At 59.4% G+C, this 18,129-nt stretch carries 15 protein-coding genes; 1 reads left to right on the top strand and 14 read right to left on the bottom strand.

The features are described from left to right. Positions 1–5: 5 nt before the first annotated feature. The 14 genes from mamP to ACOY6C_RS11125 form a co-directional block, all read right to left on the bottom strand. Positions 6–953, bottom strand: a complete 948-nt coding sequence (mamP, locus tag ACOY6C_RS11190; protein ID WP_420905561.1) for a magnetosome magnetite formation protein MamP — start codon at positions 951–953, stop codon at positions 6–8. Continuing rightward, positions 950–2,863: a TSUP family transporter gene (locus tag ACOY6C_RS11185; RefSeq protein ID WP_420905560.1), complete on the bottom strand. Its 1,914-nt coding sequence runs from the start codon at positions 2,861–2,863 to the stop codon at positions 950–952. Before ACOY6C_RS11185 ends, mamP begins: the two co-directional genes overlap by 4 nt. Positions 2,864–2,993: 130 nt before the next feature. After that, a complete protein-coding gene (mamN, locus tag ACOY6C_RS11180; RefSeq protein WP_420905559.1) occupies positions 2,994–4,331 on the bottom strand; it encodes a magnetosome biogenesis transporter MamN in 1,338 nt (445 codons plus the stop codon). Positions 4,332–4,334: 3 nt separating this feature from the next. Continuing rightward, positions 4,335–5,321, bottom strand: a complete 987-nt coding sequence (mamM, locus tag ACOY6C_RS11175; protein WP_420905558.1) for a magnetosome biogenesis CDF transporter MamM — start codon at positions 5,319–5,321, stop codon at positions 4,335–4,337. Next, positions 5,318–5,584, bottom strand: a complete 267-nt coding sequence (locus ACOY6C_RS11170; protein ID WP_420905557.1) for a LapA family protein — start codon at positions 5,582–5,584, stop codon at positions 5,318–5,320. Before ACOY6C_RS11170 ends, mamM begins: the two co-directional genes overlap by 4 nt. A 7-nt stretch (positions 5,585–5,591) precedes the next feature. After that, the gene (locus tag ACOY6C_RS11165) at positions 5,592–5,912 is read right to left on the bottom strand and encodes a DUF4870 domain-containing protein (protein WP_420905556.1); all 321 of its coding nucleotides are present in this window, start codon (positions 5,910–5,912) and stop codon (positions 5,592–5,594) included. A 51-nt stretch (positions 5,913–5,963) separates the two neighbouring features. Beyond that, positions 5,964–6,998 carry a MamK family actin-like protein gene (gene mamK / locus ACOY6C_RS11160; RefSeq protein ID WP_420905555.1) on the bottom strand — a complete coding sequence of 345 codons (1,035 nt, stop codon included), beginning with the start codon at positions 6,996–6,998 and terminating at the stop codon, positions 5,964–5,966. Positions 6,999–7,048: 50 nt separating this feature from the next. Next, complete coding sequence (locus ACOY6C_RS11155; protein ID WP_420905554.1) at positions 7,049–8,797, bottom strand: hypothetical protein; 1,749 nt, start codon at positions 8,795–8,797, stop codon at positions 7,049–7,051. A 55-nt stretch (positions 8,798–8,852) separates the two neighbouring features. Next, complete coding sequence (locus ACOY6C_RS11150; protein ID WP_420905553.1) at positions 8,853–10,940, bottom strand: trypsin-like peptidase domain-containing protein; 2,088 nt, start codon at positions 10,938–10,940, stop codon at positions 8,853–8,855. 72 nt (positions 10,941–11,012) lie between these two features. Then, entirely contained in the window at positions 11,013–11,237 is a 225-nt protein-coding gene (gene mamI, locus ACOY6C_RS11145) for a magnetosome protein MamI (protein WP_420905552.1), read from the bottom strand. Positions 11,238–11,261: 24 nt separating this feature from the next. Continuing rightward, entirely contained in the window at positions 11,262–12,593 is a 1,332-nt protein-coding gene (mamH, locus tag ACOY6C_RS11140) for a magnetosome biogenesis transporter MamH (protein WP_420905551.1), read from the bottom strand. A gap of 9 nt (positions 12,594–12,602) precedes the next feature. Next, positions 12,603–12,914, bottom strand: coding sequence for a magnetosome magnetite crystal formation protein family (locus ACOY6C_RS11135; RefSeq protein ID WP_420905550.1), 312 nt, complete (start codon positions 12,912–12,914; stop codon positions 12,603–12,605). Positions 12,915–13,010: 96 nt separating this feature from the next. Further along, the gene (gene mamD, locus ACOY6C_RS11130) at positions 13,011–13,877 is read right to left on the bottom strand and encodes a magnetosome protein MamD (RefSeq protein ID WP_420905549.1); all 867 of its coding nucleotides are present in this window, start codon (positions 13,875–13,877) and stop codon (positions 13,011–13,013) included. Positions 13,878–14,321: 444 nt separating this feature from the next. Further along, positions 14,322–14,681, bottom strand: a complete 360-nt coding sequence (locus ACOY6C_RS11125) for a hypothetical protein (protein WP_420905548.1) — start codon at positions 14,679–14,681, stop codon at positions 14,322–14,324. On the opposite strand from ACOY6C_RS11125, the gene ACOY6C_RS11120 reads away from it, so the two are divergent. Then, the gene (locus ACOY6C_RS11120) at positions 14,640–18,122 is read left to right on the top strand and encodes a hypothetical protein (RefSeq protein ID WP_420905547.1); all 3,483 of its coding nucleotides are present in this window, start codon (positions 14,640–14,642) and stop codon (positions 18,120–18,122) included. The genes ACOY6C_RS11125 and ACOY6C_RS11120 overlap by 42 nt on opposite strands. The last annotated feature ends 7 nt before the right edge of the window (positions 18,123–18,129 follow it).

Below are 18,129 nucleotides of genomic sequence, written 5' to 3'. Positions count from 1 at the left end.
CTTTTTCAACGGATGATGGTGTGACAGGCCTGACACGGCCCCCGATCCTTGTGGGGGGCAACCGCGTTCGCGCGAATCGGCGGCGGCGGCAGAATGATGCCATCCGGATCCGGGACAATATGCCCGGTGGTGCCGATGGCGTGACATTGGGTACACGGACCGCGATAGGGGTGTGGCATGACCTCACCCGGCAGAATCATCGGGGCGGTCTCCACCTGGGCATAGCCGAGATTGTTCTTGGCCACCAGCATGAACTGCTGCATCTTCCCTTTGCGATAGATCAGCATGGAGACCGATTTGGCCATCTGCACCCGGCGACTCTCGGTAAGCAGATCTTCCAGAGAGCGCACCGGCTTGCCGTTGACCGCTACCAGCACGTCGCCGGCCAGCAGGCCGGCTTCGGCGGAATTCAGGGTCACCTCATCGATGAGCAGACCTTCCAGTTCCATGGGGAGTTTGAGTTTCTTTTTCAATTCGTTGGACAACGGCAGGGCCTCAAGTCCCTTCCAGTGGCCTTCGGAGAGCTTGGCCTTGGGATTGATGAAGGGTTTGAGCGATGTTTCGCTGCCTGCCGCTCCAGCGGTGGCCGCCATGGGCGCGGTTGGGGTTGCCCAAGCGCTCATGGCGGGCGGTGGCGACGCGGTTGGCGCGGCAAACGATGGAGCCGTGGGGTAGGCTGCCATAGGTTGGGACGGGGCCGTTGCCGCAACTGTTGGGGCCGTGGGGTAGGGTGCCGGTCGCACGATCGGGGTGACCGAAGGCGTACCCATGCCTGGAGCCGCGGCGTTGGCCAGCGGGCCGGTTGTTGGCGCAACGGTGGATGGCGTGCTCTGCATCAATGCGGGGGAGCCCCCTTTGGCTTTCGGATCGGCCAGCAGGGCAAACACCACCAGTGCGATCAGCAGAATGAAGCCGACCATGACCAGCGTGGCGGCAGTCAGCTTCGGTTTCATGAGAGGAACATCCTTATCGCAATGATGAACATCAGCAACGCATAGATCCAGCGCAGCACGTTCAAGGGGATGACCGAGGTCAACCATGCCCCCACCAGCCCGCCGAGAAAAGCGCCGGGGGTAAGAATCAAGGCCATCACCACCGGGGTCTGGATCTCGAACGAGCCTGTGGTCACCCCGTGCCACAGGGCGACTATCGAGCCGACGATGGAGGCAAAGAAGACCAGCGTGGCGCTGTTGGCGATGGCGGTGCGCAGCGGCATGCGCGCGATATAGCGTTGCAGCGGTACCTCGATCACCCCACCGGTGATGCCCAGGATGCCACTGATGATGCCCATCGGCAGACCAAGCATCCCATGTCTGGATTTGGCGTTGGCCCAATCCGGCGGTGGCAGGTTGTCATCCACGCGACTGCCGAAATATTTTTGCATCCACACCAGCCAGGGAGACTCCTTGGGGGTGGAGCGCATCTCATCGTCCATCGTATCCCCTGCTTTGCCTTTGGTGCCGACGCGACTTTCGGTGATCTCGACGAGCATTTTGATGCCCAGCAGCAAGGCGAACACCCCGAGCAACCACTGGATGGCGGTTTTGCTCATGACATTGCCGATGAAATAGCCGAGCACCATGCCGGCCATGGCCCAGGGGATCAACGGACGGCATTGATCGAATTTCAAAAGCCCCTGCCGCTGATAGCGCAGCATCGCCGCGCCGTACATGAAGATGTTGGTGAGGTAGGCCACCGGTCTGACCAGCAGCAACCCGTATCCAAAGAACCACATCAACCCGGTCACTTTGATGATCCCGCCGCCCATGGTCATCATGCCGCCGCTGATCCCGGAGATGAAGCCGAGCAGCAGCAATCCCAGGAAGTTCCCCGGGGTGTATCCCAGGATCAGCAGTTTGGTTTCATGAACCGGATCACGCACCGCGCCCACCGGATCGCCAGGCGAATTCAGGGCGACATGCTTGCCCAGACTGATGCCCAGCAACCCCTGGACTTTCTGCCACCACAGGTCGGCGGTGCGTGGCGCGCGCGTCGACTGGGGCGGGGCAGGGGGTGGGGTCATGGCGCTTGGCGTCGCGAAGGCGGGGTCGGTCGCGACCGACGGTACGCTTGCCGGCGAGCTTTTGTGGACAAAGGTCACCACCTCCTGGAAGTGGGTCACCAGGACCGTGGTGGGAATCGCATAGCCGAAGATCTGGCCATTCGCATCCTCGACCGCCAGATTGATCCCCACCAGATAGCCACTGCCATTCACCAGCGGGCCACCGTTCTGCGCCCAGTTGTAGACGGCATCGGTGAGCATCAGGTGGGTCAGCTGCATATCCTTGATCTGCACCGGTTCGGTCAGGTCCATTTTGACCACGGTGCCGACGCGCTGAACCGCCTCGGTACCCACCGGATCGCCCCACGCCTGGACCGGATCGCCCACCTTCAAGACCGGGGTCTGTTCCAGGGCGAGATAAGGAAAAATGTCCTGGGAAACGATTTTGATCAGCGCCAGATCGTGTTGCGGCAGCACCTTGACCGTTTTGGCCGGATATTGTCGTGGGCCGTAAGGGGTCTGCACCCGCACCTGAATCTCTGCCAGATCCTGCAACAGATGCTGCGCGGTGATGACATACCCTTTCGGGTTGATGAGTACCCCCGAACCGGTGCTGATGTAGTTGCCTTCCTGACCATTGGCCGGTTTGCGGATGCCGGCGATGTTCACCATGGCCACACGGATCGGATTGATGGTCTGCGCCACCGGCTGGGTCATGGCCACGCTTTGGACGCTGGCATCGGCTGCGGAATTTTGCGTCAGGGTGAGCATGCCCATGCCCATACCCAACTGATCGGCATGATCCCTGACCAGGTGAATCCCCCAGGCGAAGGTGCCGAAAAACAGCACGATCAGCACCATGGCGGGAACGCGCCATGATTGACGACAAAAGGGCGGAAATTTGGACAGATGCCTGTACGGTCTCATCGTGCTTCCTGATAAACGATTCGTGGCCTGGAACCGGAGTTCACGCCGATTCCAATCACCCCGTTCATGGCGCAATCGCCGTGATGTAGAGGGTGGAGCACATCAAAAACAGCAGGGCAATCGGGATGCCCCATTGCAAATAGCCGTAAAAATCCAATAGTTTACCTGTCAAAGGATGATCTTCGGGCATCTCACGGGCATAACGCGCCATGGTGCTGGCAACCACCGGTCCGGCGGTCGCACCGGACAGGGTGGCCGAAGAGCCGGCCAGTACGCCCAGCGACAGCGCCCACCAGATGGCATCGCCCGGCATCTCGCCGCTCATGCTCTTGACCACCGGAATCAGCAGGGCGGTGGAGGGGCCGGCGTTGAACAGCGGGGTGACGACTCCGGCCAGCCACATCACTGCCACCAGGGTTGTGGTGCTTTGCCCCCCGCCCAGCGTCTCGATGACCACGCGGAACAACTCCAGCACGCCGGCGGCCTGCAGGCCGCCCACCATCACGAACAGTCCAAGAAAGAACAGCAGATCGCCGCCGCTCATCGCATCAAACAGATCACGACGCGGGATGCGTCCCCACAGCAGCATGCCCACCCCGGCGAGCAGGGAGATCATCGCCGGCAGGATTCCCAAAGGCTTGGCGAGAAAAAAGCCGATCAGCGAGAGCACGAACGCCCATCCGCCCACTTTGAAGAGTTGCCGATCCACATCAATGCGGCCGGATCCCGCATGGTTGGGGGAGAGTTGGGCGAGTGACGTGTGAATCGCATCCATGTCCAGGCGCACCGAGGCCGGACCCTCGGCATGCTTTTGAAACTTCAGCAGCAACAGAGCGAGCAGGCCCAGGCAGGGGACCATCATGCCGGCAATGAAGTCATCGAAGTGCAGACGCGCCACCGAGCCGATGATCATGTTGGGAAAGTCGCCCACCAAAGTGGAGGCGCCACCCAGGTTGGAGGCGATCAGTTCCGCGGCCACCAGAGGGGCGGCCGGCATGTCCAGCGACTGACACAGCACCAGCGTCAACGGCAGAACGATCACCATCACCGACAGGTTGTTGAAGCACAACGAGGCGCTGTAGGTGGACAGAATCAACAGGGTGAGGATCAGCAGTCGGTTTCCCTGGGAGTAGCCTACGGCCTTGAAAGCCAGTTGGTGGAAGATGCCCGAACGGTAGAGTACGTTCGAGATCAACGACATGCCGAACAGCAGCGCCAGACTGTCGAAATAGATCGCCTCATAGGCCTCTTGCAGGATATAGAAATCGAACAGCCACCCGAGCAGCAGGAACAGCACGGCTCCGCCAAGCATGGCGATACCGCGCTCCACCCGGTCGGTCTGTACCAGGATGAAGATCGCCACGAACAACGACAGCATCATGACAATCCGAAAATTCTCCATGGATCAGACCACTCCAAGGTCAGGAGAGTCCGTCTCAATGCGCCGGGCGAATCGCTGGCGCATTTCGGCAAGTTCGTTTTCCATCATTTGCAATTCGGGCAGTGAGCCGCTGGCGGATTTGAAATGCACGCTCACCTCACCCAGATGCGGAATCCCCTCGACCAGCCGCTCTTCCACCCACAGACTGATCTCCTTGCCCCGCTCGATGGTGATTTCCGGATCCACGCCGATCACCAGCGTCACCCAGATATCCTGTCCCACGCGACGGGTCAGCACGCTCTCGACGCTCGTCACGCCGGGTATGGTGCGGGTCAACTCCTTGACCTTGTGGATGGTCTCCTGGGGTGCGGAGACATCCATCAAACCTTGCAAAGCCTCCCAGGAGATTTTCACCCCCAGGTGAAACAGGTCCAGACACTCGCCTACCGCCACCAGGGTATCGAGCCAAGGCATGTTCAGATAATGCGAGCCGATGATGCCCAGGGCCACGGCCATGGAGGAGATGGCATCCGATTTCTGATGATCCGACAGAATGGCGACAATGGGACTGTTGACCTGTTGGGCCACGCAGCGGGTGTAGTACCACATGTAGAGGTTGGCACCGACCACGAACAGCGAGGTCCACAGGGCGATCATGTGCGGGGCCTTGTGCTGCATCATGGCACCCGACAGCAGTTTATCCGCCTCGAAATAGATGAACATCCCGGTAATGACGATCATCGACAGGCCGACGACCAGCGAGAACAGGAATTCCGCCTTGCCGTGACCGAATTGATGCTCCTCGTCGATGGGTTTTTTCGAGTATTTCAGGCCGAGCAGAATGAGAAAAGAGGTCAGAACATCCTTCGCCGAATAGAGCGCGTCGATCATCAACGCTTGCGAGCCGGAAATGAAACCGACAAACAGCTTGAGCAGGGATAAGCCGATGTTGACGACCAGACCTGTCCAACCCACGGTTTTGTGACAGATCAGGCATTGCGGATAATTCATGGTTCCTCATTCCTGCGTCGGATGCGCAAGACCTTGCGAGCCAGATGATTGACCGTTGCCAGCAGAAAACCGGCAATGAATGCCCCGGAAATGATCAGAATCAATGGCAGATCGAGTGGAGGTCCCACAATCAGGCGAATCTGCACCGAATGCATGTTCTGGGATGCAAAAATCAACAAGAGAATGGCCAGCAGAAGAGACAGGAAAGCCCGTGAACGGCTCTCCTTGTCTCTCTGCGGGGAATTTTTCTGCACCACCTTCATGACTGATTCAGATGTTTTCTGCCCAGTTGCCGATCAGGGGTAACTTCCAGGCCCGTCCGGTGAAGACGGCAACCAGGCCGATCAAGGAAAAGACAAAGCACAGCAGGCTGGAAATGCCGAAGAAGAGGCGTCCCAGACCTGGGAACACCAGGCTGTAGATGGCCAGGACTTCCCACATCCACAACACGATCCCCTGGCGCGCATGAAAGCGCACATAGGGGTCTTCGCGGTTCACCACAAGCGGCACCAGAGACAGAATGCCCAGGTAGCTCATGGCCGCCAGCAACTTGGTGGTCAAGTTGCGCGACATGGTCAATGTCGATGTCATATCTAACTCTCCGTCCGTTTGCGGTGGATGCTCAAGATTGGTTGTGCCTGATCAGGCCGAAGCGACGTGCCCGACCTGATCCCAGTATTGTGGCGGCAGTTCCATGGCCAGTTTTAGGGCGCCGATGACGCCGCAATAATCCGGATCCGGTACCTGCTGCACCTGCACGGTGCCATAATCTTTCATCATCGCCATGATCATCTCCTCCAGGCCGCGAATCTTCGAGCCGCCGCCAGTCACATAGATGTTCTGCAACGCCTCTTCCTGATCTTCCGGATCGAAGACGCTGATCAAAGCCTGGAGATGCTCGACGATTTCGCTGACGATCGATTCGCAGGCAATGCGAATCTCCTTGGTCAGATTGATCGTCACCGGTTTGCCGGCCATGCGCATGTTGACCAGGATATCCTCCTTGGGCGCGCCGACGAAGGCATATTGCTCCTTGATCTTGCGCGCCAGGTTCATGGTCATCTGCACGTTGGGATGATTTTCGCGGATCAGATTTTCCAGGACCAGATCAATGTAGTTGCCGGCCTTGAGTACCGTGACCTGTTCGTTGACACCGGGAATCGTACCCATCATGGCGCAGATATCGGTGGTGCCACCGCCGATGTCGATGATGATCGCGTTGTTCAATTGATCGATGGCGTAGGCGGCCATGAACGGTTCGGAGACCACCATGGAGAGATCCAGCAGTTCGTGGGTGATCTTGAGCAGTTGATTCTTGTTGAACAGCGAGGCGCGCGCCGGCACGCCGAGCACGCCGTAAATTTTCTCTCCCGGCAGAGGGTTCATGAGGGAGATGGCATGCTTGATCAGCAATTTGGCCGCTTCGGTGGCCTGGTCATTGGCATCCTTGAGCACACCGTCCTCAAGGGGATAGTGGATGTTCAGATAGGATTGCCGCTTGAGCGCCTCCTCTCCGATCATGTGCGATTGATGCATCAGTTTGACACCGATGATGTCCTTGGGATAGCCGACAACAGAGCGAACCGAGGCCTTGTCTCCACGGTTGGACATGATCATCGTCCTGGAGGTCCCAAGGTCAATCCCGAGCAAAAGTGGGCTGCGATCAGGTTTTGGCATGGTCTATCTTTCCCTTCGGCGAATGTGGATGGAATCGTCGTTCCTGTTCTTTAGGTACCGTGTGACGGCCCGTTTATTTTTTGACCGGTGAATGCCCGGAACACCGACCCGATGGCACCCAGGACCGGCATGGTCACGATACCCACCGCACCCACAGCGATGTTTCCGGCGCCGATGGCAATCTCCACCACGCCGCCGCCCGCACCGGTAACACCCTTGGCGATGCGACGCGCAGCGCGATCCGTACCGGAGAGTTTCGGACCCGGAGCTTCTGGAGTCGGCTCTTCACCGGTCACGCTGGTCTGGACCTTGCGGGCAGCGGAAAGAGAGCCTTCGACCACCACACCCACCATGTCGCCCAAGGCGTTGAAAATGCCACTGCCCAGGGATTCCACCGGAACCTCGATGGTGCCATCCGCAAAGCGACGACGGGTACTACTGCGTTTGCGGGGCTTGGCCTCAGGCGTCTCCTCCGGCTGATCCGCCGGCTCTTCGGCCACTGTGGGCTGGGGTTTCTTGAGTTTCATCTCCTCGGTCAAAGGCTCCTGTCCCTTCAACTGCCGCAGGAAGGCCTCGGTCAGACGCGTCTGACTGGGCGAAGGCAGCGGGTCCATCTTCATGCGCGAGCCGGAGGGCGCCTTCATCGACGGGGGCAACAACACGCCGGGCTGAACCGGAGGCAGGCTCTCGGCCACCTGGGATTCGGTCTTCTCGGCCATGCTCGCGTTGACGGTTTCGGCAACCGCCGCGCTTGCCACCGGGGCCGCGCTCTCATCCGCCGGAGCCTGGGGCGGGACGATGGTGGTGACATCCTCTTGAATGGTGAAGCCGGCGGCCGGTGCGGTTTCGGGCGCATCTGTGGCCACTGGGGACTCTTCGACGGCGGCCGGGGCTTCGGTGCCAACCGGGGCTTCGGTGCCAACCGGGGCTTCGGTGCCAATCGGGACTTCGGTGCCAGCCGGTGCTTCATCCTGGCGCGACATTCTCGCCTTGATGGAGGCGCGCAGATCGAATCCCTCCTCCATTCTCTTGGAGGCGGCATCGCGGATCATCTGCAACACGCGCTCTTTTTCGGCGGCTGCCACATAGGGATCCTTGCGGGGCATGGCAAAATCGTATTTCGGCGCTTCCGCTGGCGCGTCAGCCGCAACTTCGACGGGGGGATCGGGCAGTTTGACCGGGTCGCGCGCCAAATCCGAGAAGTGGTCCGCCAGACCGGACATTTCGGCGATTCTCTCTTCGATCAGGTTGGCGGGTGCGCTCTCAGAAGTGGCTTCAGCCACCACAGGAGCAGGCTCTTCCACGACAGGAGCCATCTCTTGCAGGAGTGGAGCATCGGCTGCAACGACGGGAGCAGCCTCTTCCGCAACGGGTGCGGCTTCGACGACGGCGGCAGCCTCTTCAACGGGTGCGGCTTCGACGACGGCGGCAGCCTCTTCAACGGGTGCGGCTTCGACGACGGCGGCAGCCTCTTCCACAACGGGTGCGGTCTCTTCCACGACGGCAATGGCTTCAGGAGCGGCATCCTCCTTGGGCTCGTCGAGTTGGGGCTCGGCCGCAACCGCTTCGGGAGAGGGTTCCGAGAGTTTCAGCACCAGTTTGGCGTCATTAGATTTGGGTGCCTTGGCGTTCTGCTTGCCTTTCAATTTGTCGTCGATCTGACGTTGCAGGACAGCATCCATCTGGGTGGCGGCAGCATCTTCGGCAATTCCGGAGTCGGTGGCCATGGATTTTTCACCAATGGATTGTGACTTGGCACTCTTTTTCTCTCCCCCAAGCCCATCTTTGCTTTTTTCCATCTCGCTGTTTCTCCTGTCAGCCGTTATTCATTGGCGATTATGAGGTTACTGCCATTTATTGCAAGGTGACGAACATGCGTTTGCCGTTACGTTCCACATCGAGAAGAATCGTTTTGGCGGTGGCGCTCGCCTTGATGGCTTTGTCCAGATCCGCATTGCTGCCGACTGGATTGCCATTGATCGCCACCACGATATCGTTGGCGCGGATGCCGGCCATTTCGGCCTGCAGGCCCGGATCGACCTCCTGGACCAGGGCACCCTGTTTGTTTTTGAGCGATGGATTCTTGGTGACGGCCGCCTTTTGGATCGGCTGCAACTCCATGCCGAACCATTCGAATTCGGTGGGGGGCTTGGGTTGTCCGGTCTTGGCATTGGTTTTCGCTTTGTTTTTGGCCGGATCTGCCGGGGGCAGGCCGGGGGCCACGGGCTGGGGCATGGGTTCGGCGGCGGGGGCGATAGCCGGGGCGACATTGACCGGTTGCGGATTCATGGTCAGCGTCACGTCCATTCTTTGCCGTTTGCGAACCAGCGAGAAGCGCGCCTTGTCGCCGGTCGGAATCTCCTGGAGCCGCTGTTGCAGTTCGTCGGAGTTGCGGACCCAGCGGCCGTTGATCTTGAAGACGATATCCCCGGTTTGCAGGCCGCCGGTTTCTGCCAGCGAATCGGGCTGCATGCTCTGGAGAAAGACTCCGGTGGAGTAGGGCGGTTGGAAGCGTTTGATCAGGGTGTCGTCCAGGGGTCTGAATTCGGCCCCGAGAATCGGTGATTGGACGGCAACCGTCTGCGCGCTGCCGTTGGCCGAGCCGACGGCGTTGCTGGTGCCGGGGGCCGTGGCCGGATTGCCGGCGGACATGCCGTTGGCGCCGACCGCATTGGCGCCCACGCCACCACCGATGGCACCAGCGCCAGGGGCTGCGGATTGCGGGGCATTCAACGAGATGTTGACCCCATTGGCGCCACCTGGGGCGGTTTGCGAACCGATCGGCTGGTTGACCGGTTGACCGCTGCGCAGGATGACATGGCAATTTTCACAGGCACCGCGATCGCCGTGCGGGGCGACGGCGTTGACGGGAATCGGTGGCGGGCCGACGCGCGTGGTGGCGGCCACGGTGCGTCCCTGTCCCAGCCAGCCGGGTTGGGTCATGGCCGGGGTCACCTCGGGAATCGACAGCACTTCGGCGATGAACTCCTTGACGCTGTTGACCGGAACCGCGAATCCCACACCCGAGAAGGCCTGGGTCGGCGAGTAGATGGCGGTGTTGATGCCGACCACATAGCCGTAGCGCGACACCAGCGGACCGCCGGAGTTGCCCTGATTGATGGCCGCATCGGTCTGGAGCAGATCCTTGTGGATGGTCCCTTCGATGGTCACCGCCTTGCGGGCCCCGGAGACGATCCCCTTGCTCACGGTCTGATCCAGACCAAAGGGACAACCAACGGTGATCACCGGGTCGCCCACGGCGAGCAGATCGCTGTTGCCCAGCGGAGCCGGCTGCAAGGGAATCGGCACATTGATTTTCAGCAGCACCAGATCACGCGAGGGATCGAGGCGCACCACATCGGCGGGATAGCGTTGCATGCCGAAGGAGCCGAACACGGTCACGAAGACATTTTGCGAGTTTTCGACCACATGAAAATTGCTGACGATGTAGCCGTCCGCCGAAACGATCACCCCGGAGCCTATGCTTTCCATGGCCACGCCCGAGAAGGGGCTGGCGAATTTGAGGCCATCCGGTCCGGTCTGGGTGGCCACATTGGCCGGTTGCGCGGCATTGGGTTGCGCGGCGGCCGGGGTGGACATGGGCATGGTGTTGGGCATGGTCAGGCTGCGGTTCTGGGTGCTGACATTCACCACGCTCGGGAGAATGGAGCGAACCACCGTGGAAAACGACTCCTGATCGGCCGGGGAGGGCGCCGGATTCTGGAACAGGGGCTGCGGCCACACCAATCCGGCCTGCTGCCCCTGCGCCCCCAGGAAGGCGGGAGCGCTCTGCACTGGCGTGCCCGGCAATTCGGCAATCGCCTGAACCCCCCGTTGGCCAACGCCACGGGTCAGGGCGATCGCTTTTTCCGAATCGATGCCGATTTCGTCGAGAAAATAGTTCAGATACCAGTAGCTTCCAATCAGGCCCAGGACGGCCATGGCCCCCAGGATATAGAGGTATTTCCTGTATTGGAGTCCACATTCGACGCTTTTGCTGGAAAACATAGCGTTCTACTCATCGGATTGAGAGGAGGACTCGGACAGTTCCGCATCCATCGGCGCAGCAGGCTGCTCTTTTTTGATTTTCGTGACCCCGGCACCCAGCGATACGACCCCCAGGATCAGCAGGGCCATGGGCACCAGGCCGCGCAGCAATTCGACGATCGACCACCACCAAGTCGAGACTCCCCAAAGACCAAGCGCTATGGCAATCAATCCGAATACGATTTTAGGCATTACGAGCCATCCTTCTGGCAAAATTTAGATGGAGGACAGATCCAGATCTTGTGACACTTTTCGCCCCTTGTGGGGCACCTTCATGACGCTCAACGCATAGACGAACAGCGCCAGATTGATGATTCCCATGAAAATGAACGGCGTGGTCGGTCCCAGCCAGTCGAAGAGGATGCCGCCGACCTGCAGGAAAAAGATCACCCCAAAGCAGCCGACGGTATTGAACACCCCCAGCACCGAGCCGCGAATCTCCTCCGGGGCCAGATCCAGAGCCAGGGTTTGCGGCACCAGCACGCAACCCGCCTGACCCACGCCGATGATGATCACCGGGATCACGATCCCCCAGGAAAAGGGGTTGAGGATCAATCCCATCGAGGCAAAGCCGATCCCGGAGATCAGCAGACCGATGACAATGGCGGGCACGCGGCCGATGCGGGCGGTTACCCGTCCCCAGATCGGAATGGAGATCAACACCACCAATCCCAGCAACCCGATCACCAAACCGGCGCGCGAGGCGGCCTGCTCGTGGCTGGTCTTTTCCAGCATGTCGGAGAAGTAGACAAACCAGGTCATCAGGAACAGACCGACGATCACCATGTCGTTGCGCGCGGTGAAGGCGGAAAGAAAGCTCAAACGCAACCCCTGCTCCCGCTTGACCAAGTTCCAGACATCGCGAAAGGGAAAGCTGCGGTCCACCATTTTCGGCTGGATCATCTCCACCAGCAGTCTTTTGGCCAGCCATGCGCCGATGAGCGCGAACACCCCGGCCAGGCACATGGTGGGGGTCACGCCGATCTGCTCGGGCAGCTGCATGAACACCGCGTAGACGATGGTCACGCCAAAGGCCATCATGAAACCGACGTTGGCCAGGAGCAGCGGACGATCCTCCTGCCGGGTATAATCCCCGGTCAGCGTGGCGATCTGCGGCCAAATCAGGGTGCCTCCCAGGGACATCAGCACCCGCACGACATAAAAGATCACCAGAACATTCACCCCGATCATCGCACTGACCTGACGGTCGAAGGGCGAGAGCAGGGCGGTGATGCCGGCCAGTAAAAATCCATAAACAATCAGAGGTATGCGGCCGATGCGATCGGAAATGTAGCCGAGATACCCCACAAACAATAAATCCACCAACTCCGTAATGGCCTGGATGTTGGCGTTGACAAAGCCGGCATTCTCCCGCGCCAGACCGAGCACGCGACTCAGATAAAGCGGCTGCAGGGCCAGAACCAGGGTCAGAAAGATCATGACAATCGCCACGATCAGATAGAGGGCGTTGTGATGGTAGCCCTTAAGATCTTCGACCAGGGAACCTTCCGCTTCCCGTTCGGCATGGACTGAAGAATGATCGCTCACGCTGTCATCTCAATCCTGACTCGTGGTTTCGGCGGGAATGCCACCCAGGGTGGCAATGACCGGAATCCGCCAGCGTTGGTTCATCACCACCGAAAACAGGCCGAACATGCTCAAAAACAGCACCAGGACCGTCGAGGTGCTGAACAGATAGGGTCCGAGTCCGGGCAGATGCATGGCAAAGTAGGAAAGCACTGTCCAGACCCACAACACCAATCCCTGCCGGGCGTGGAAGAGCACAAACGGCTCCTTGGACTCCATCAGCAAGGGAACCAGACACAACACACCCAGATAGCTGAAAGCGGCCAGCAAGCGATTTTTCATGGTTCAAACACATCTCTGGATCAAGTGACACGATTGACCTGCCGGTCAGATCCGATGGATCCGACCGGCAGGTCATACCAGCTCAACGCGTGCGGATCAGCTCAACGCGTCCTCAAGGTCGCCCTCTTCTTCCGGGCGTTTCATGTAGCTGTAGATCCCGACGCCCACGGCCGCCAGGGCTCCAACCAGCAGAATCGGCCCCCAGGCCCCCAGGCCAAGACCCAGGCCCAGGCTGGTACCGGAACCGGTCCAGATGGTGCCGGCCGCGGCCGCGCCCTTGGTGCTGGCGGCAGTGGCCGCACTGGCGGCAGCCTTGGCGCCCCCGGAGAGGGTGGCCGAACCGGTGAGGGTTGAACCACCGGCCATGGCGTTGGTGGTGCCGGTGGCGATGGAGCCGGCCCCGAGGGTCGAGCCTGCCGTGGTCACGGCAATCGCTTCGTTGCCGACGGCAGCCGTGGTGCCGACCTTGCAGGCTGCGGCACCCTTGCCGACTGTGGCGCCCTTGCCCGCCAGGGCGGCGGCGCCCTTGCCGGTTCCGGCACCCTTGCAGATCACCCCGGCTTTGCCTGCCGCACCCTTGGCCGCCGCACCTTCGACTTCGAAGTTCATCGGCTGCATGGCAACTCCCGCCGCCAAACCCGCCTTGCTGGCGGTTCCGGTCATGCCCGGATGCAGCACCAACCATTTGCCGGCAGCCGTGGCACCAATCGGCGATTTACCCACCGTGACCGTCTGACCCACCAGAGTGGACAACTGGCCAGCCTGGCGTGCCCCTTCCAGTTTGAGGGCCACCATCCCGCTGTTCGCGCCATTGCCGGAGACCGGATTCAGAAAAAGCCAGTTGGCCAGTCCATCACCCGTGGCGACGGTACTGCCCACGGTGAACGACTTACCCGCGAGCATCGGCACCTGGGCAGCCTGAGCAGCTCCGCTCAATTTGAACATCATGGTTTCCCCTGCCATCGTAACATCTCCTTGTTTTGGTGAAAATGCGCAGACATCAATATGTCCGAAATTTTTATTTTTTTGAACAAAACAAAACAAAACAATTTAAAATATTGATTTTTAATGTTGACTGAAAATTTTTTCTTTAAATTGATCCTTGGCTAAAGGATACACAGAAAAAATGTTCCAGATCAAGAAAAAAATCGAATCATCTGAAGGATCTATCTATTTAATAATGATTATCAATCATAGTCTTATTGGGGGGCGAAACGCATATTGAAAAACAATTTTATATTGAAAAAAAACTCACACCTTTAAAATATTTTTTTGCCATATTTAGCCAATTGATATAATTTATTGATCAACAATAATAATAGAAACTAATTATATAAATAATCTCTTGACTTTATTATATGCTCCTATTAAAATTTGCAAGCCGTTTGAATGCGGTCTTTACTTTTTTCATATTAGCAAGAATACATCAAGCACGCCAAGGATTGATACGCGATGATTGCCATTGCCACCTTTTTTTCCAGCCTTGGAGGCCATCTGGTTCTGGCGTTCATGGTAATCGGCGGTTTTCTGCTGAGTCTTGGGATTTTCTTCTTTCAAACCCGGAGAATCGGCAAACAGATTGTGCGCGGTCTGCGCTTGATCGAGGTCCATGCCGAATCTGCCGAAGTGTCCCGCGAGAGCGATCCGGACCGGAGAATACACCTGCGAAAAAACCAGTTTGCCCAAAACTGGCAGGCTTTCCGCCAGGACATGGAGCAGCCGAACATGGGCTATTTCGGCTCCTCCTGGGCGGAGTTCGTCAAGCACATCACGGTCCCGGCTCCCGATTCCCGGCAGGTGATCCGCACCAGCGCCGATCCGTCGCTCTATTTCAACGAACGAACCCTCTATTTCGTCAACATCAATACCCGTCTTTTCGATGCCATCCCCGGCTTTCTGACCGGTGGCGGCATTTTCGGCACTTTCGTCGGACTGGTGGCTGGCATCTATCTGGCGCAGGACGGCATGGCCGCCGGTCCGCAGGAGATGAAACAGGCGATGAAGTTCCTGATGGGGGGTGTCTCCACCGCCTTCATCACCTCGATCTTCGGTATTGGTCTCTCCATCCTCTTCTCCGTCATCGAAAAGCGTCGCCAGCACTGGATTGGTCAACTGGTCCATCGTTTTTGCGAACACTTGGAGGCCTGTTTCGAGATCCAGCATCGCGAGGACAGCGGGCTCTCGCGCATTCATATCGCGCAAATGGAGACGGTCGCGGAACTCAAGAAGCTGACCCGTCTGCTGCAAAGCAAAAGCGTGGCAGGCGAGAGCGCCAGCACCCAATCCGCAGAGATCGACCATCGCATCGGCGCCAGCCTGGCTCCGGCGATCGGCAAGATGTTCGAGTCCCTGGTGCGCTATCAGGACAACCAGCGATCCAACCAGCAGCAGGCGATGCAGGGGGCGTTTGCCCCGATGTTCGAGCAGTTCCAGGCCACTCTCGGGGAAAAGCTCTCGGCCATTGAACTTGGTCTGTTCGCCTTGAACGAAAATCTGCGCAACCAGAATGCCGGCATGGGCGATCTGTGGCGTGATCTGCGTGCCAGCGGGCAGGAGGGGCTGCTGAACACCGCCCGCAGCATCCGCGAGGCTTTCGATGATTTTGGCGTGCAGTTCACCACCTTGATGCGTGAATCCTCCGCCGGTTCGCTCAACCATCTGAATCAGGCGATGAGTCAGTTGACCGAGGCCCTGACCGCCATCCACACCGCCCAGGATGGACACCTGCGCTCGGTGGCCGAGGGGTTGAACCGCTACCAGGGTGAATGGCGTGGCGCCAGCGAGCGCCAGGGGCAAACCCTGGAACAACTGCTGGCCGGACTGCAAGGCACCACCGATCAGGGCAACCTCAAGCTCGAACAGTTGATCTCCGGCCTGCATGGCGCCGCCGATCAGAGCGGCCAGCGACTGGAGCAGCTCGTCTCCAGCCTCAACAAGGGGCTGGCCGTGCAGAACGATCGCCTGAACCGCTTTGTCGAGGATGCGGCAACCCTGCTCACCGAGTTGAAAGGGCGCGGCGACGTGCAGAGCGCGGTCGCCCAAAAAGCTGTCAGCGGTCAGGAGCAGCTCATCCAGCACCTGCTGGCCAATCTGGCCGACGTGGCGGCAGGCATGCAGCGTTCGCAGATCGAACTGGCTGCGGCCTTGAAAGACTCCTCCACCGGCATGAGCGCCCGATTGGAACGGGTGCTTGCCGATCTGGCGGATGTGGCCGCCGGCATGCGTGGCGCGCAAACCGAGATGTCCGCCCTGTTGAAAGACTCCTCAGCCGGTCTGGCCGGCACCATGCAGCGCACCATTGCCGATCTCGGGGGCGTGGCCGCCGGCATGAAGAGTGCCCAGATGGAGTTGATCACCCTGCTTAAGGAGTCGGCCAACAGCTTTGCCGGTCAGATGGGCAACTCATTAAAGGATATGGCCCAATCCTCCACCGCCATGCTGGCGGTGCAAAACGAGATGCAACGCATCTTCGGTGCCGCCCCCCATCTGCTGGCCGCCACGCAGAAGTTGCTCGACGGCATGGAGCGCTTCCAGGATTCGATGGGCACGCGGATCGATGCCGCTGTCAACGCCGCCAAACCACGGGAGATCGCCCCCTCCGGGCAACAGGAGAAGCAGTTGTTGGAGCAGATGACCCGTTACATGGACTCGACCCGCGACGCGCTGCAAGAGGAGTCCAAGACCATCTCCGAAACCATGATGATGGCCGGTGGTCTGCTGCTGCGCGCGGCCGAAAGCCTGGAGCAGACCGCGGCAGGCATGGCCAGCCACTTCGCCACCTCGCTCAATCAACTCTCCACCCAGCAATCCCAGGCCGCATCCTCCCTGCGTCAGACCAGCGATCAGGTCTCCAGTCGCATCGAGGAGTCGATCTCCACCATGCTGCTCACCATGGAGGAGATGCGCTATGCCATGGATGGCATGATGCAGCAGTCGAACAAACGGGAGGTGGTCGTGCCCCAAGCCGACCCGGAGATGCGCCTGGGTCAGCAACGGCTTGAGGAGACCCTGCTCGGCATCCTGCACTACATCGAACGTCTGGAGAGCAACCATCAAACCACGGTGCAGACTCTGGATCAGCACAAGCAGACCATCGCCAGCGCACTCCAGACCTCGCGCGATACCATGAGCCAGGGGCATGTGGAGCTGCAATCCCTGGTGGGCGCCGCCGCTTCGTCCATGGTGCAGGCCGTCGGCGAGATCAACCACGCCTTGACCCGTCTCAACGTCACCATGCAGCAGCAAACCACCCGCCTTGCCGACGACAAACGCCAGGCGCTCACCGAGGTGACCACCTTGACCCAGCAGTTCGATCCGGAGCGCGGACGCTTCGGCCATCTGGTGGAAGCCATGGAGTCAGGTGCGATGATGATCGCCGTGGCGGGCGAGAAGCTGCAAACCAGCAGCGACAAGCTGGAAAAGGTCTCCACCTCTTTGACCGCAACCCAGGAGACCGCCCGGCAGACCTTGGCTGGAATCGGCAAGGCGCACGAGCAGTTGCGCCTGCTCCTCACCAACTACGAAGCGCGCTTCGAGAAGGTCGATGATTCCCTGGGACGGACCTTCGGCCATCTCAACACCGGCCTGCAGGAGTTCTCGGAAAAGGTGCTGCACTTCATTGCCCAGACCGACGAGCACATGGGCGGAATTTCCGAAAAACTGGGCTACAGCGTCGGGGATCTGGGCAGCAAACTCGACGACATGAACGACACCCTGGGCGGATTCCTGGAGGGACTCTCGACCACCCTGCTCAAACCGCTCATCGAAAGTTCGCGACAGGTGATGCTGGCCGGACAGAAGATTCATGCCGCCATGGAGGGGCTGAACAAGCTCACAAACGATCTCAAGGCCATGGATGGGTTGACCCATCATGAGGCAGGCCAGACCTTGGCGGCGATGCGCGAGGCCCAGGAGCGCCTGAAATCGACGATGGCCACCGTGCAGAACCAGTTGCAAGCCACCTGGGGTGAACATCAGCGCAAAATCGATCAGGTCTCCAACAACATGTTCCAGACGCTTGGCACCCTGAACGGCGATTTGAAATCCTTCTCTTCGGAAAAGATTCTGGAGTTCATCGGTGGGGTGGACGAGCACATGGATCATGTGTCGCACCAGTTGCGCGGCACCATCGAGGAGTTGCACGACAAACTCGAAGAGATGAACGACACCATGAATTACTACATGCAGCAATCTCCAGATCGGAAGTGACGGAACT

Source organism: Candidatus Magnetaquiglobus chichijimensis (genome assembly GCF_045865675.1).
In the GTDB taxonomy this organism is placed as follows: domain Bacteria; phylum Pseudomonadota; class Magnetococcia; order Magnetococcales; family Magnetaquicoccaceae; genus Magnetaquiglobus; species Magnetaquiglobus chichijimensis.
The sequence above is the reverse complement of the archived record's forward strand: the minus strand, read 5'-3'. Positions and strand labels throughout refer to the sequence as shown.

Excerpts from the sequence above, each read along its gene's own strand:
- mamP (WP_420905561.1), bottom strand. The coding sequence starts at position 953 with ATGAAACCGAAGCTGACTGCCGCCACGCTGGTCATGGTCGGCTTCATT.
- ACOY6C_RS11185 (WP_420905560.1), bottom strand. The coding sequence starts at position 2,863 with ATGGTGCTGATCGTGCTGTTTTTCGGCACCTTCGCCTGGGGGATTCAC.
- mamN (WP_420905559.1), bottom strand. The coding sequence starts at position 4,331 with ATGGAGAATTTTCGGATTGTCATGATGCTGTCGTTGTTCGTGGCGATC.
- mamM (WP_420905558.1), bottom strand. The coding sequence starts at position 5,321 with ATGAATTATCCGCAATGCCTGATCTGTCACAAAACCGTGGGTTGGACA.
- ACOY6C_RS11170 (WP_420905557.1), bottom strand. The coding sequence starts at position 5,584 with ATGAAGGTGGTGCAGAAAAATTCCCCGCAGAGAGACAAGGAGAGCCGT.
- ACOY6C_RS11165 (WP_420905556.1), bottom strand. The coding sequence starts at position 5,912 with ATGACATCGACATTGACCATGTCGCGCAACTTGACCACCAAGTTGCTG.
- mamK (WP_420905555.1), bottom strand. The coding sequence starts at position 6,998 with ATGCCAAAACCTGATCGCAGCCCACTTTTGCTCGGGATTGACCTTGGG.
- ACOY6C_RS11155 (WP_420905554.1), bottom strand. The coding sequence starts at position 8,797 with ATGGAAAAAAGCAAAGATGGGCTTGGGGGAGAGAAAAAGAGTGCCAAG.
- ACOY6C_RS11150 (WP_420905553.1), bottom strand. The coding sequence starts at position 10,940 with ATGGCCGTCCTGGGCCTGATTGGAAGCTACTGGTATCTGAACTATTTT.
- mamI (WP_420905552.1), bottom strand. The coding sequence starts at position 11,237 with ATGCCTAAAATCGTATTCGGATTGATTGCCATAGCGCTTGGTCTTTGG.
- ACOY6C_RS11135 (WP_420905550.1), bottom strand. The coding sequence starts at position 12,914 with ATGAAAAATCGCTTGCTGGCCGCTTTCAGCTATCTGGGTGTGTTGTGT.
- mamD (WP_420905549.1), bottom strand. The coding sequence starts at position 13,877 with ATGGCAGGGGAAACCATGATGTTCAAATTGAGCGGAGCTGCTCAGGCT.
- ACOY6C_RS11120 (WP_420905547.1), top strand. The coding sequence starts at position 14,640 with ATGGGCTATTTCGGCTCCTCCTGGGCGGAGTTCGTCAAGCACATCACG.